General features: G+C 42.3%; 11 protein-coding genes. 2 read left to right on the top strand and 9 right to left on the bottom strand.

Translation table 11 applies throughout. From position 1 onward, the window contains the following. Positions 1–256: 256 nt before the first annotated feature. The 5 genes from N480_RS07075 to N480_RS07055 form a co-directional block, all read right to left on the bottom strand. Positions 257–640 (bottom strand): DoxX-like family protein, encoded by a 384-nt coding sequence (locus N480_RS07075; RefSeq protein WP_063371820.1) that lies wholly within the window; start codon positions 638–640, stop codon positions 257–259. A gap of 81 nt (positions 641–721) precedes the next feature. Next, entirely contained in the window at positions 722–1,528 is an 807-nt protein-coding gene (locus N480_RS07070) for a hypothetical protein (protein ID WP_063371819.1), read from the bottom strand. Further along, positions 1,521–2,558, bottom strand: a complete 1,038-nt coding sequence (locus tag N480_RS07065; RefSeq protein WP_063371818.1) for an MlaD family protein — start codon at positions 2,556–2,558, stop codon at positions 1,521–1,523. Before N480_RS07065 ends, N480_RS07070 begins: the two co-directional genes overlap by 8 nt. 3 nt (positions 2,559–2,561) lie before the next feature. Beyond that, complete coding sequence (locus N480_RS07060) at positions 2,562–3,227, bottom strand: ATP-binding cassette domain-containing protein (RefSeq protein ID WP_063371817.1); 666 nt, start codon at positions 3,225–3,227, stop codon at positions 2,562–2,564. 2 nt (positions 3,228–3,229) lie between these two features. Next, the gene (locus N480_RS07055; RefSeq protein ID WP_063357685.1) at positions 3,230–3,979 is read right to left on the bottom strand and encodes an ABC transporter permease; all 750 of its coding nucleotides are present in this window, start codon (positions 3,977–3,979) and stop codon (positions 3,230–3,232) included. Positions 3,980–4,276: 297 nt separating this feature from the next. On the opposite strand from N480_RS07055, the gene N480_RS07050 reads away from it, so the two are divergent. Continuing rightward, positions 4,277–4,891, top strand: coding sequence for an ACP phosphodiesterase (locus N480_RS07050; protein ID WP_063371816.1), 615 nt, complete (start codon positions 4,277–4,279; stop codon positions 4,889–4,891). Between the two features lie 44 nt (positions 4,892–4,935). Continuing rightward, positions 4,936–5,307: a VOC family protein gene (locus N480_RS07045; RefSeq protein ID WP_063371815.1), complete on the top strand. Its 372-nt coding sequence runs from the start codon at positions 4,936–4,938 to the stop codon at positions 5,305–5,307. Between the two features lie 11 nt (positions 5,308–5,318). Here the strand turns inward: N480_RS07045 and N480_RS07040 are convergent, their stop codons facing one another. From N480_RS07040 to N480_RS07025, 4 genes are read right to left on the bottom strand one after another with little or no spacing between them, the layout of a single operon-like run. Beyond that, positions 5,319–6,971, bottom strand: coding sequence for an HD domain-containing phosphohydrolase (locus N480_RS07040; protein ID WP_063371814.1), 1,653 nt, complete (start codon positions 6,969–6,971; stop codon positions 5,319–5,321). A gap of 17 nt (positions 6,972–6,988) precedes the next feature. Then, positions 6,989–9,214: a CHASE2 domain-containing protein gene (locus tag N480_RS07035; RefSeq protein ID WP_081231787.1), complete on the bottom strand. Its 2,226-nt coding sequence runs from the start codon at positions 9,212–9,214 to the stop codon at positions 6,989–6,991. Beyond that, positions 9,211–10,029 carry an MBL fold metallo-hydrolase gene (locus N480_RS07030; RefSeq protein WP_063371813.1) on the bottom strand — a complete coding sequence of 273 codons (819 nt, stop codon included), beginning with the start codon at positions 10,027–10,029 and terminating at the stop codon, positions 9,211–9,213. Before N480_RS07030 ends, N480_RS07035 begins: the two co-directional genes overlap by 4 nt. 22 nt (positions 10,030–10,051) lie before the next feature. Next, on the bottom strand, positions 10,052–15,790 hold the full coding sequence (locus N480_RS07025; protein ID WP_063371812.1) for an Ig-like domain-containing protein: 5,739 nt from the start codon (positions 15,788–15,790) through the stop codon (positions 10,052–10,054).

Raw genomic sequence — 15,790 nt, 5'->3', positions numbered from 1 at the left:
CCGCTTTTGCGATTTTTTAACCTAAAGCAGAACAGCCTTAATAGGTATTGTGAGTGCAGGTATAAAGAAACTTGCATCGATTGAGGTGCAGTCCCCCAGCAGATACGACATTGCTTAGCTTGTAATGTGGACAAGCCATGAGACCTTCAACATATTAACCAATATAGTCTTTCAACTTGTTAAGTCGATTTCTACTAAAATGACCGCTTGATAAAACCTGATGGTGGTAAATAAAAATCGCACCGTTCGGAAACTTTTAACGGTTTTTGAAATCCACTTTTCGTATATGGCTAAGCAAAATCACACTAAATGCGATTAGAGGAATATTGGTTGTAACAGGATTAAAAGCCTCAATTAACAACTGCGGCTGCAATACAGCTACAGATGCTAATAGTCCTGTAAGCCCAATTATATTAAGAGCATTAGTAATATAGGTTTTGTAAAAGATAAAAAAGAAAACACCAAATACAATCTCTCCAATACCAGCTGCTTTTGTAATAAAAGTAGATATATCACTGGAAAAACCAAAGCTAGATATTATCAGCGCTTCAAGCGGCGCAATGTGTACAATCTTTGGGAATATACCGTGGTAAAGCCAAGTGAAACTAATGATACATCTCGCAACCTGAACTGAAGACACAACATTCTCTTTTATCTTATTAAACTACAATCAATTATACCCATTTTAAGAACATTATGAACAGGTATTAAACACGATACTTCAAGGTAGCTGGGTAAGAGAGTCTATCCGTTGCTCGAAGTATTGCGCACTAGGGATATCACCAATTGATGTATAGTATTTTGCTAAAAGTACATAGCAATCTCTGATTCTGTTTGTAAGTTCTAATTCCGAGAAATGTGCTATGGCATTTTTGGTCGCATCAATCGCAGACGGTTCGAGCTTATCAACACGCCAAAGTGCATTCTGGTACAAAATAAAAGAAAGCACCTCTATATTTTCGAGTTTTGCGCTGTGCTTTAGGGTTAATAGAAACTCAACATCTTTGTCTAAAATAGCAAAATCAACAGGACCAGTCGAGTATTTAGCAGCAAGCCATTGATAATAAATCGATTTTTCTAGGTTTTCACTGTGGTTGATTACTAATTCATTTGCATATGCCGCCGCTTTTAAACTGTCGCCTGCAACATATGCTTTTTTAGCTAATACGGCTTTGATAGACAAGTTAAAATTAATATTCTCGAAACGTTGCATCGTATTTACACGTCTAATGTACTCATCAGCTGCTATAAACTCTTTTTTGTCTAAGTAAACCGAAGCCAATTTCAGTAGAGACAACCCCATTAGTTCGATGTCGTTGCGAAGGTTCGCATACTTATATGCCGTTTCATAATTTAAAACAGCCTGCTCCAATCGCTGCTCTTGCCGTTTTCTATCTCCCCTAGCCATCCAAGTCATTGATAGGTCTTTGTATCTAGTGATACTGTAGTTTTTCTCTGGGGCACTGGAACAGCCCATTTGTAAAAGCCCAAAACATAAAATACATATACCCAATAAAAACTTAATCATGCATTTCAATTCCTGTGCTTTGAGGTGGCTTTTCGATACCATCTTTCAAAATTGGATGATTATTTAACGCCTGTAGGGTTTTATCCATTTTATCCAAAACCTGTTGCATGCTATGGATTGCAATCGCAAACTGCTCTCGCTCACTATGTACTTCTTTGAGCATCAGCTGCATCACGGTTAAGCTTTCGTTGAGGTTGTTTAATACAATGGGTAACTGCCTATCGGTTACTTCTCCTATGATTGCTGCGGGCTCATTATAGTTGTCTAGTGTCGACTCAGCTTGATTCATTAGTCGCTCTGTCGTTAACAGTGTTTGATTAAGTTGACCAATAACTTTAGGCATTTGTTCCAGCACCTGTTGGCTTTGGAGTAATGTTCTCTCAGCATCGGGGAGTAAATCACTTTCTTTGACTTTTTCACTGACCGTCATCAGGTTATCACTGATCTTGGCCACACGGTCTAACACTTTAAATATTGCCCCAGCCTCTGGGTTATCTTCTTTTTGAAAGTTTTGTAGAAGCTGGTTGATGCTTGAGAGAATAGATTCTATGTCATCCCCTTTTTGCTGAATGAAGCCCTCGGCACTGTATCTCTTACCAAGCTCGCTGTTTATATGTGGGATTAAACTATCTGGTGCCAAAGCCTGATAGTTTTGCACGACCACTAAGTCAGGTAGAATAAGTTCGAACGTAGTAACATCATCAAATATGGGGTGTTGCTCACCAGCGAGCACTGCATATTCGACCACCTTAGATTGGTATTCGCTAAATACCCACAAATCAACTTCAATTTGATTTGTCTTATGGTTTAATCTAAACCCGTCGATTCGACCGATTTTCAGCCCCTTGAAATATACGGCAGGCAGCGAACTCAAACCACTGGCATCGTTCAAAACAGTTTTATAGTATGTTTTGTCCGAGAAGGTATGGTTATTCACTAAAATCATCGCGGTAAATACAACAAGTAAGACAATACCCGCAATACCAAAAGCCAGCACAATGTTGTTGGTTTTTTTGGGGCTATGCTGCATAGACTAATGCTCCGAAAAACACACTTTACTGTTTAACTCCAACTGTGTGTCTGCTAGTTTGTCTATGACCTCTTTGCGGTTAGAACACAGTATCAGCGTAGTACCTTGCTGTTTTAAACAAAGCAATAAGTCCAAAACGTACTGGCTCCACTGGTCGTCGATTTCTGCCATCGGTGCGTCCCAAACCACAGCTTTGGGTTTGAGTAATAGTGCTCTTGCCAATCCCGCCAAGGAAGCTTGGCCAGATGATAGCTGTTCAGTGCGCTGCGACAAGTATTGCTCTAGAGCAAACTCACGCGCTATCGTCTTTACTCTTGCTTGTTTTTCCAGCTTACAAACATCTTTATGGTGACGATTCAAAGGTAGCATTAAGTTTTCTTCCAATGTTAGATTGGAAATCAGCCCAGATAACTGAAATACAACGCCAAGATTTCGTCTAAATTCCGAGTATTTCTGAGCATTCATGTTCTTGACCGCCACGCCATCAATTAGCATCTCACCTTCATCTGGTCGAATGATGTCACTGGCGATACTAAAAAACAGCGTTTTACCACATCCAGAGCGCCCTGAAATCACTAAACACTGACCACTACTAACCTCAGCATTCAAGTCCGAAAACACCTGCCGATTCTTTATCGTATGAGAGATCTCTTTAAACTCAATGTGCATAACTAATTGCCCACCAAAACGATGTACAGCAAAGTTAGCCCCACATGAATCAAACACAACGAAATTAACCCTCGTCCAACCGCTTTAATATTGCGCTGGGGTACTTCAGTAATTGCACGATTCACCGTTAATCCGTGGTAGCTCGAAATAAGGCTGATAAACAAACCCGACAGCGCCACTTTTACCAACATGATTACAATATCAAGCCAGTGTAACTCCCCGATTAAACGAGCAAAGAAAGTGCTCACGGGTATCGATTGAAAGGCATTACTCACTAAGTAACCACCAAAAATACCGCATGCTACGAAGTAGCTCATTAATAAAACTAGAGAGATGACCATCCCCAGCACCCGCGGTGCCACTAAATATGATATTGGTGATACGCCCATTGAGATCAATGCATCAATTTCTTTGCTTACCACCATGTTACCGAGCTCGGTTGTTATTGCGGTTCCCGATCTCGCTAAAACAATAAAGCAAACTATAAACGGCCCAAGATCACGCACTATGGTTGATATTAAAATGTCATATATCCAATTACCTTGACCTATTGCCGCTAAGAGTGGGTACCCCTGAACAATTATTAATGCGCCAATCAACATCGCAATCAACACAACAAGCCCCAGTGCTTCAACCCCCGTAAACCTGACCTGCCTCACCAATACATCAAAGCTTATGGAACGGTTACGATGAAAAAATATAAAGTCTGAAATGACATATGCTGAGAAAGGCAAAAATCCATATGCAATCATCACTGTACCTCATCTTCAGAGTGCAGTAGATTTAACATTAAAGATCTTCTTTGCTATTAATCGTACTTTAAGATTAGCAGAACAAATCAAAGTTTGACGTCCATGTAATTAAAAAATAACACACATGCGCTGTTCATTTTTACGACATAAATGCATTTTTGACTGTGTTCGTATTGCAACTAACTCATGGGTAATTTGAGTGCTTGGATTGATTATTTAATCTTTAACCCATATAGAATTAAGGAGGTTCAGTATTTGTATGAACGCAGTAATCTCGAATAGCACAAAGGTACTCATTTGAACTACTTAGCCCATTTGTTTTTAGCGCAGGATAATGCAGATTCATATTTTGGTAATTTACTTGGTGATTTTCAAAAAGGCCTTGATACGAGTTTGCTCAATTGCCACGTCAAGAGCGGGTTGGCAAACCACATTTTAGTGGACAAATTTACTGACCAGCATGACGCTGTGAGACACTCAAGATCACTATTCAGCCCAAAAAGAAAGCGCTTTTCTGGCGTAGCACTCGACGTTTTGTATGACCACCTACTAATTAAAAACTGGCATCTTTTTACACCTGTACAATTTGAGCTTTTTAAACAGCATAGCTATCAATTACTTCAACAAAACCTAAATAATATGCCTTTAGGGATGCAACATGTCGTAGGCAATATAATTAATCACGATTGGTTTGCTCATTACCAATCTCTACATGGAACGACTCAGGCGCTGGACAACATTTCAAAACGGATACGATTTAACAATCAATTTATGGGAATTGGCGAAGAGATTGAAGACAACTTCAACGAGTTAGAGCAATTATTTTTAAGCTTTTTTCCAGAGTTAATGGAGCACGTTAAATACACTGCCCTTGAAACTCTATCTAGTTCCCTTAATAATCGAATTACCTGAAGCCACACAAAAAACAATAACATCACTGCAAGGAGCCAATAGCAATGAACCTAAACCAAGTCACTCTGCCCGTAACGAACATGAAAGAAGCGGTTGATTTTTATCAATTACTTGGGTTCACATTAATTGTTGATACACCTCATTATGCTAGATTTGAATGCCCTGAAGGCGACAGCTCATTTTCTTTGTCACTCGAAACTGAAGCATTTAATAACGGCGCTACAATTTATTTCGAGCATGAAGACTTAGATGCTTGGGTTGCAGCATTAAAGAGCAAAGGTCTCACCTTTACTCAAATGCCAACTATGGAGCGATACCTATGGAAAGAAGCTGTACTATTTGATCCCTCAGGTAATCAAATAAAACTCTATTGGGCAGGCGAAAACAGATTGAACCCACCATGGCGGGTCAATTGATGTACGCGACTTTAATTGGGCTCAAAGCCCGGGATTTTGGTCACATCAACTTGATCAATTTGCTCGGGCTTTAAGTATTGCTGGGCGTAATCGAGATACACACCTGAGCTGACAAACACATCAAACAAGTCTGGATCGATGTGATCACCCAGTTTCATCTTACCCATGATGAAAAGGCACTCACTCAGCGGCTTTGCATCTTTGTATGGCCTATCGGCCGCCGTGAGTGCTTCAAAAATATCTGCAATTGCCATTATTCTGGCAGGTACCGACATTTGCTCTCTGGTCAGCCCTTTTGGATAACCGGTCCCATCCATTTTTTCATGGTGTCCACCCGCAAACTCTGGCACTCTGCGTAGGTGCTTAGGAAATGGTAAAGCTTCGAGCATCTCTAGCGTAATATCCATATGTTTATTAATCACTAATCTCTCTTCTTTGGTGAGTGTCCCTCTAGCAATGCTTAAGTTATACACCTCTTCATCACTCAGTAAAGGTTGTTTAATGGATGCTATTTCAACTTGGTAATTATCAGCCAAAGCTTGAACCCGCTGCTGGTCTTCGTCCTTCATAAACTCACCACCAATATTGGCTTTTTGCAAAAATGCGCTTTCTTGTTCCAATTCTGCAAGCTTTTGGTTCAATTCATTTCTCAAACACGTAACTTTTTCCTGCTGGTCTAGCACTTCTGCACGCGTAATCTCTTTTATATATTCTAGCTCTATATCTCGCTTCGCAATTTCAATTTTTGCGACCACAAAATCAATTTTATCGTATACAGAATGCAACTTGGTTGCTTTATCCATTACGTACTCAGGAATTGCTATCTTGCCGCAGTCATGCAACCAGCCAGCTAATGACAATTCGTGTCTGTCCGCTTGGTCCATCTTGAAGTCAGCCATCGGACCTTCGCTCGCATTGTGGACAGCTTCGGCAATCATCATAGTCAGCTCGGGGACCCGCCGACAGTGCCCACCTGTATACGGCGACTTTTCATCGATTGCTTTCGCAATTAAGCGTGTAAATGCCTGAAACAGAGTTTCCATATCATCAATTAACTGTCGATTGGTAATTGCTACCGCAGCTAATGATGTAATGGAGCAAATAAGCTCAACAAGACCTTTCGAAAACGGAACTACTTTGCCATTACTTCGTGGGTTTATCAGTTGTAAAACACCATTTAAGTCACTTTCATGATTTGCCATCGGTACAGTCAGGACCGATTGAGTATGATAGCCAGTCTTCTTATCCATCGCACGCGCGGCAGAGAGATCATATGCCGTACAATCATAGACGTCGTCTATACGGATCAGCTCCTTCTTCGCCGCCGCTAATGCGACCAAAGCACTCTCATTGGGCTGCCCATTTTGTAAGTATATTGGAATAGCAGGAAATGGAATATCCGTCCCGGAGGTTCCTCCCATATGCATACCAAGCGGTTCGTTTATGAGTGTAGCGAAGCTAAGCTGATTGCTCTCGGAAACTGAATATATCGTGCCCCCTTCAGCATTACTTAGCGCAATAGCCGACTCTAAAATATGCTCTAACAATCTGTCTGTATCATGTTCTGCAGACAACTCTGTTGCCAACTTGAGTAAGTGTTTAAGAGCGACATTGCTCTCAATAAGCACCTCTTCAGTGACAGTTTTAGGAATAGACAAATCCATGACCCATCATGCCTTTTCTATTTAGATTTGTGCGTGTAACTACCATCCCAGTTTTCACCAGGCGGATGTAACTGCATCTCACGCACTCTTTCACAAAGCAAGCTGTAGACCTTTCTTTGTGGTTGCAACTCTATAAGTTTAGTAAAAGCTGGCAAAGCTTCCTGCCAACATTGCGATAAATACAACTGCCAAGCTGAATTATGTGCTTCAAGCTCCTCCAGTTGCTCATTCGTAATATCATTTTTATATGCGATAGGCTCATAAATAGTGACAGCTTCATTTTTCCCCTTCACTTTTACTTTGTCTATCGGCCTAAAGATTATATTTGGGCAATGTTCAAAGGTCATTTCACTAATCAAAATACCAACACCATAAAATTTGGTGAGCCCCTCTAATCGTGAACCAAGGTTTACTGCATCCCCGAGTACCGTATATGCCCTACGATATTCTGAGCCCATATCGCCTACGTTCATATCCCCCGTATTTAGCCCAATCCCAATGGCAAATGGTGGGAACCCTTGATCTTTCATTTGCGCTTGTAACGCATCCACTTGTACCTGCATTTGCATCGCACATTTCACGGCAAGCTCTGGGTGATCATCTACTAACAAGGGCGCATTCCAAAACGCCATAACCATATCACCAACATATTTATCTATTGTGCCCTGGTATTCGAAAATAATTCGTGTGATGGGAGAAAAATACTGGTTGAGATAGGCTTTTAATCTGCCTGCATCCAATGATTCAGAAATACTTGTAAACTCTCTAATGTCTGCAAACAATACTGTCATTACGCGCTTTTCCCCCTCCATTGAAGCCTGATCAGGTTGTTCAAGCATCGAAGCGATATGGGCGGGTGGCACATATTGATCAAAGATTGATTTTATTTGTACACGCTCTTTGTGCTCTTTCACAAAGCCAAGACTGCCTAAAACTGTAGTTTGAGTAATCGTTAGCCCCAGTACGGCCACTTGCGGAAAATCGAGCCGCCATACTACCCACGCGTAAAAACTGAAAAATATAAAAGCGCCGGTAATAAAAAGTGCAACTAGAGTCATGCCAAATACACCCAAAATAGGCAAAACAATCGAGGTTACAATGCCGATCAGGAGTAATAACAAAACGACTGCGCCATCAATCCAATCAGGCCTTGACGGCAGTAACTCAGGAAAGACTAGCCCTTCTAAAACATTTGCGTGCACCTCAACGCCTGGATACTGCACACCTACTGGCGTTGTACGTAAATCGGCATGGCCAACGGCGGACGTGCCAACAAATACAATTGCTTGATCAAATAGCTTCGCGTCAATTTCTCCTTTTAATACATCAATCGCAGATACATATGGAAAGCTAAATGCTGGGCCTCTAAAAGGGATTGCCACTCTGCCATAATCATCTGTTGGAATTAATGTCGTCCCGAGCTTGATCCCCTGAACGCTGTGCCCATCTCCGAAAGGCTTTGCGACTATTTTTACCTCATCAGCAAGCGTATAAAGCCTTGCCGCCTCTAAGGCAAGCGCGGGATATGCCTCTTCGTTATGTTTAATCATTAACATCGAGTATCGGACAAATCCGTCACCATCCGGTGCACTGTTGATGAAACCTGTCCCAGGGCTGTTGAGCTGCAAAACTTTCACATTGGCAACATGCCCAGCAAAGTCTGGGATGGGCAACTCCTTGGGCTTAATTTCGCTTGCAAAAATGGGAACAGGTAAATTACCGACCAAAATGTCTTCTTGGTGTTCAAATAACATCCCCAATACTGTATCGGTTGCATCAAGTGTTTTTGAAAACGCGATATCAGCGTCAATGTCTGGCGCAAGTGTCTCTAACGTACTAATGACATCTTCCTTGCTACCGCCAAGGTGACTAACAACTTGCATGGCTGGGTTTAGTTCAGGCTCCGAAAACAGTACATCGTACGCGACCACTGCCACACCGGCTTTTGCTAACTGGCTTTGAAGCTGACCCATGACATGTCGGCTCCAGGGAAACCTTCCCACTTCGATAAGGCTTTGTTCATCAATATCAACGATGATAATCGGCAAAAAAGAGCGCTGTTGAAATACTAAGGACTCTTTTAATCGAACATCATAGGCAAGACCCTCAAAGCGCTTGATAACTTGTCCATAAGGTGACGCAGGTGACAAAGCAAGTAGGTGAAGTAACATGAATAGAAGAGTGATGACTGCGCCTGTGATCCATTGAAGGCGATAAAGCTTGAACCACTTCTTTAGCTTCATGTTATTTCTAGCCCCTCAAAGGCTAAAATTGTATGGAATGGATAATTACTATTTTGGATATTGTCGTTTATCTGATCCAAATCAGCGTCGGTGCGTGCTGGGTCATGGCTAATAATGACTAAATTTTTAACCTTTCCCAACTCAGCGAGTGCCAAAGCATCCTTAATTTGGGAGTGGCCCCAACCCATTTTTAATGGGTAGTCACTTGGCATGAACTGTCCGTCATGGATCAAGTAATCTGCTTCATTAACAAACTCAGCCCAGTCATCAAAGCTCGTCACAGGCTCATTGGGTGGATAGAGTTCATTGTCAATCGCATATACGATTGTAATTCCATCCACGATGAGTCGATAAGCACTCCCCCCTCCTGGGTGGTTCATCGCCTTTCGCTCTATATTGATATCTTGATAAAGCCAAGCATCATTTTTTTGAACCTGTAATTTAACACTTGCAGGTAAATCTTTTGACTGAACAGGAAAGTAGCTCCCTTGCATTTGCTTTAATATTGCGTCAGGAGCCAACTCTTCTGTGATCCCAGGCACAATCGTAATATCTCTGTTAGGCATATAAGCTGGTACAAAAAAAGGAAATCCTTGAATGTGATCCCAGTGGTTATGACTCAGTAAAATACATATCGGTCGCTTGTCACTGAGTAACTCGTCCCCGAGTATTCTGATGCCCGTTCCAGAGTCTAAAATAATATGAGCGCCAGAGTTACTCTGTAAGGAAACACACACGGTGTTTCCCCCATATTTTACCGTGTCAGGTCCCGGCGTCGGGATAGACCCCCGTACGCCGTAGAATTTTAACTTCATTGTGTACAAACCTCACTGTCGGCTAATCAGATATTTCAATCTTGCCAGCTTGCAAGACAACCACCTTAGGTTCATCTTGCTGTAATACTAAGACAAAGCTATCGCCGTTATTTAAACTAATAGCAGACTCTAACTGCCCTGTCATGCTTACGCTGAACTGCTGATGACCGACTGAGTTAAATGACAAGTCTAATGTCCCAGCATCATCTGTTAACTTCACGCGAGCGACATAGACTTCAAGGCCTGAGGTTGATTGTAAAAACATTACCAACTCACCTGTACTTTGAACCCACCCTTGCTTGACCGCCACAGCGGTAGTGCCTAGCTGTTCGAAGATAAAGACACCGTTGGTACCAAAGGTACTGTCTAGAGAACCGTCAGCATTAGCTCTTACCACAAAGTTCTTCGTCCCGCCGGTCCCAAAGACAACAAACCGTCCCTCGCCATCGACAAATGATCCTTTGAGTGTCAGAGTTTCACCGGTCACAAGTCCTATATCTAGCGCAGCAACCCCCGCTGTTCCAAAAGTAGGATCTAACACACCTGTTACTGTGGCTTTGGCTAAAATCACTCTAGGTTCTGTAAATTCTTGTTCATCAGTTCCTATTCCGACTAAAAAGGTCGAAACTGGGTGAATAAAATCAATCCCGCGCGCGGTGGTACCACAGGATACTCCGCTCGGAACGGGGTACTGGAAATGCCCAGACATGAGTCCAACACTGGTGTAAATAAATGCGTGACTTTGATCAATACACCCATCATTAATTTTCGCAAAAGCTAAGAAATCACCAGTGATTAAACTATATAATTTGGTTACAACAACAGTGCTGCCGGTGCCGCCATAATCACCAGCATTAATACTGATGGCACTGCCGCTTCCATCTGGTTTGAAATCAAAGTCTTGTGCCCCCGTACTACTCATGTTCACAATGAAAGCTTGGCTAGTATTTTGATTTCCTGCCAATAACAGATTACCAGCACCTGTTTCTACCATGGCGCTCGTCGTGCCCGAGGCACTCAATGCAAACTGAGATTTACCTATATTGCCAAAACTAGCGACGCCGTTACCGGTATCGTCCAATTTATAAATGTAGGGTACTTCACCATCTTGCCAACTTGTCGAGTGCCCAGCAATCAATGCTTGATTCGAGGCGGCCATTACACTTTGTCCTGCACTGAAGACTTCGTTTCCATCGCCTGTATCTAAGTCGAGTTGTCCATTAGAAGCAAAGTTACCGTTAAACTGTGCACTGGTTGTAATTTCTCCCAACCACAGTGAATAAAAGAAACTGTTACCAACAGAGCGATATTGATAACCATGCATTAAGAACCCGCCAGAAGTACGATGCATGTTAACCGGTGCCAATAAAAATTGTCGATATGCCGTAGGCCCACCGCTGTCAGGCAACCAAGCTGAATCTATTGTGCCACTGTGATCGGTTCTGATTATTTGAGCCGCATTAGATGAAGAACTAAATTGACCACGCCCTATGCCAACATAATAGTGATTATCATCAGCATAAATACCAAATCCATACGCATTCCAAGCTGAGAAATCTTGTCCTTCAATTCCTGAAGCGGGGAGTTGATTTAGCTCATAGAGAATATAACCACTTGAATTAAAAGTGGTGTCCATATTACCGTTGCTATCCAACCTCATGATAAATGCTGACTTGTCACTACCACCCGTCAAGTATGAATCACCAGTCAGTAATATTTTTCCATCACTAAGTTCAATGGCATCATGAACCTGATTGTCAAACGAAGCGCTGTAAATATCTATTTGCAAGAAACCCGATGATTGGAAATCCGTGTCCAGCAACAATGTGGATTTGTTAACCCGTGCAAATAAAAGGTCCTTATTCCCCGCTTCTGACATAACTTCGCCATAAACAAGCAGATGAGTACCTAGGTCAATAACGCCGTCTGCATATTGAGAAGAGCTAGGCGCTAAGTCCAGTGAACCAATTATGTCCCCCGATGCATCGACTCGAGTCAATGCTATGGTGGTGTTGTTACCAACTTTAACATCACTCAATACCGTCACTGTTTGAGAGTCATCCACCATAATAGCGACTGGAGTAATACGCGAGCCAGTTGTCAAAGGTAGCCTTGTATAACCAGAACCCGCACCATAAGTGGTATCGTGCGCACCACTGGGGGTTAGCCTAAACAGTAGCAATTCTTGTGCCTCTGTGGCACCAAAATCAGCATAGCCCGCGACATAGATGCGGTTTTCATTGTCAACAGCAACCGCTTTAGCGACTATGTTTTGAGGTTGGTCTGAGACTTCAATTCCAAAGTGGCTAGAGAATACGCCTTGACTCGCAAAACTCGTGTCTGGATACCCGTTCGCTAATCTCTTCGTAACGATAGCTCTATGGATGTTTCTACTAATACTTTCAACCCAAGTACCAACGCCCCCTACGACCAACACTTTACCATCAGAAAGCACAAGTGATTGACCGACCTCATGATATTCCAACGATGCTCTCAAACGTACGACCTTTTCCCCATCCGATCCAAAGGTAGTTAGTTTATTAGCAACAAAAATTGTTTGCGCAACTGTTACATTAATCGTAATGGAGTCTGTTGCACATAATGGGGGCGACACACTGTCACACACTTGAACCGTCAGGTTGTAAGTCACAGCTCCGTTAGACGCGATGAGTGACGAATTAGCCACGGTAATTCTGCCATCCTGAGCAATTGCAAATAGCCCACCATCGTCACCAATTAAACTCAAGCTGATATCATCGCCATCAGGATCTGAAGCGCTGACTTGAAGCACGAAATCACCATCGGACACATTGGTTTGAATATTTGCAGACCCCCCTGTGACACTTGGTGCGTAGTTTCGATCATTTACGACAATCGAGACCGTCGCGACATTAGAAGTTTGGCCATTGTTATTATTTACCTGATAGGTAAATGAATCATTACCAACAAAATTATTCATCGGTATGTAACTAATGGAACCTGTTGACGTATCGATAAAAGTGGAACCATGTGCAACCGGCGTAACAATTTCGATAGTCGATGGCACCAAGCTAAGGCCTTTTGCATCGTCATTAGCTAATACATCAATCATGACTGAAGTATTTTTATCAAGCGTAGCGCTATCAGGGTTCGCCACAGGCGTTGTATCTGGCTCAACGATTGTAATAGAAACAAGTGCGTTGTTTGAGAACGCCCCGGCATTGTCTTTTACTCTATATGAGAAATTATCAGTACCAACGGCTGTGCCAGTATGAGCATAAGAAAATGCCCCTGTAGACTCTACAGTCACCGTTCCTTTTGTCGGCGAACTGACGACCTCGAGCGTACTGAAATCAATCAATCCATCAGGATCTGAATCATTTTCCAATACTGCGATAAATACCGATTTGCCAATCTCTACTTCTGCACTGTCATTATTTGCGATTGGTGGCTGATTAGCCGCAGAAACTGTCACTGTAACTGTAGCTGTATTTGAGAAATCACCTCTATTATCTTGAACCCGATATTCGAAAGTATCGACTCCGACAAAACCAGAAGCTGGAATATACACAATAGTATGTTCTGCTGATTCAATGCTAGCACTGCCGTTTTCAGGAGCTGTAACAATTTCTAATGTTGCACCATTTAAACTCCCATCCGTGTCACTGTCATTTGCGAGTACATTAATATTAATCGACACATCTTGTGATGTTGAAGCAGCGTCATTTACCGCAACAGGCGATATATTCTCTGTAGTTACAAAGATATAAACGAATGCTTCATTGGATACAGCCCCTTCATTATCTTTTACCGTGTAAGTGAAATAATCTGTTCCATCGAACCCTGATTCGCTCTGATAGACAAATTTATTGTTACTGTTGAGAGACAAACTGCCGTGCATTGGCTGCATAACTGCCGTCAATGTAGAAAGATCTAATACACCATCAATATCTAAGTCGTTATTTGCTACATCAATTTCAATTAGTGCGCCCGCGGTTACTTCCACAGAGTCATCCATTGCCATAGGTGGATCATTAACCGGAATAATATTGATAACTGCGAATGCTGCTGCTGTTGCACCTTGTTGGTCAGTGATTTGGTAGACAAAAAAGTCCTGTCCAGAAAAGTTTTCTCCTGGAGTATACCTAAATCCACCTTCGCTGGTTAGTTCCAAAGTACCACTTTTGGTCGCTTCTGAAATGTCTATTTGCAAACCAATTGTGCTTGTGCTGCCACTGTCTAATTGGTCATCACTGTCGTTTTCCAGAATACCCGGTGCTGGTATTAGCAGCTGAATGTCTTCGCTTGTTTCATAATTATCATTCACTGCTACAGGAGGGGTATTACTTAACTCTTCCTCAATACTTAATGAAACATCAGCTGTCGCAAAGCCCCCATTACCATCTTCAATTCGGTATTGAAAGAAATCAGCGCCAACAAAGTCCGCAGCTGGTAGGTAAGTAAAAGTGCCATCTGTGTTAAGCGTCAACGTACCATTTTGCACATTAACTACTGGCGTCGGGTTCACTGAAACCGAATCACCATCAAAATCAATATCGTTAACTAGCAGCCCCCCGCCAGAAACTGTCAATTCGCTATTTTTTTCTAAAGCATAGCTGTTAGGAATGGCGATGGGATTTTGATTCGTTCTCTCTATGGTTATACTAACGGTAGCCTGTGCTGTCGCGCCTTGCGTGTTAACTACTTGATAAACGAAACTATCAGAGCCAAAAAAGCTCTCATTGGGCGTGTAAGTAAAATTACCATTTGTTTGTAGGTCAAGCGTACCATTTTGTGGCGCCACTATAGCAGGCACTACAACCTCTAAAGGCCCAAACCCTAAATCCTGATCGTTACTCAGTACATTTGCACTTATTGATTGAAACTGCTCCCCTATAAATGAATCGTTGTTCGCAATGGGTAAAATTAAGTCTGTTGCAGGTAGCATAATAGAGTCACTGAAAGCACTCTCACCGCTGCCATCAATTCCAGTTACCCTCAAGTAATAATGCTTTTGTGGATCTAAGCCTGTAAAGCTTTGGCTTGTTTCACTCAGCGCTATAACACGTCTGCCATCAGGCAAAGAAGTAACATTGGCCAGATCATCAATGGGGGATTGTGCGAGGTATACGTTGTATCGCAGCGCTTCTTCCAACGCTTGCCAGCTTACAGTGAGCGTGCCATCTTCACCTCTTTGAGCTGGTTCAACAACCACACTCCTCGGGATCCAATTAACCTGCTTTGTTGCCACAACTGTTGCATTGCCTTCAAGGTCTTCAACCCAGACTTGGATGTTGATTGAACCACTCTGTTGGCCAAAATTGAAAGGGTTAATACCAGTTTGAGTAAATTTAAATGGCGAAGAACAATTACTATCGCATAAAACGATCGCTTGCTCTGTGTTATTAAATCCGAGCAAGACGCGACCTATGCCATCTGGGTCTTCGATGTTATCGACAGAAACGGTTAGATTACCCCGTTCAGTAACTGTATCAAGCGGATGTATAAGATCTCCAGTTCCATTGATCATCACCTCGTCGACAATTTGGTTCTCGGATAATCGAGCAAAACGAAACCGAGGCTGATATGAAAAGTCGACTACATTTGGCGTGTTCGATACCAAGCTCGGTTGTTGCGGTTCCTGCTGTGTTGGAGAAGTGTTGTCGCCAGAGCTGCTCGTTTGCTGTAATGGTTTATTTTCACCACCGCCACCGCAAGCTGTTAGTAAGAGTCCAGTAATAATTGCAGCAGTAAGCGTTTGATAAATTGACTGAATACGCAT

It is taken from the genome of Pseudoalteromonas luteoviolacea S2607 (assembly GCF_001625575.1).
Classification (GTDB): Bacteria; Pseudomonadota; Gammaproteobacteria; order Enterobacterales; family Alteromonadaceae; genus Pseudoalteromonas; species Pseudoalteromonas luteoviolacea_E.
The sequence above is the reverse complement of the archived record's forward strand: the minus strand, read 5'-3'. Positions and strand labels throughout refer to the sequence as shown.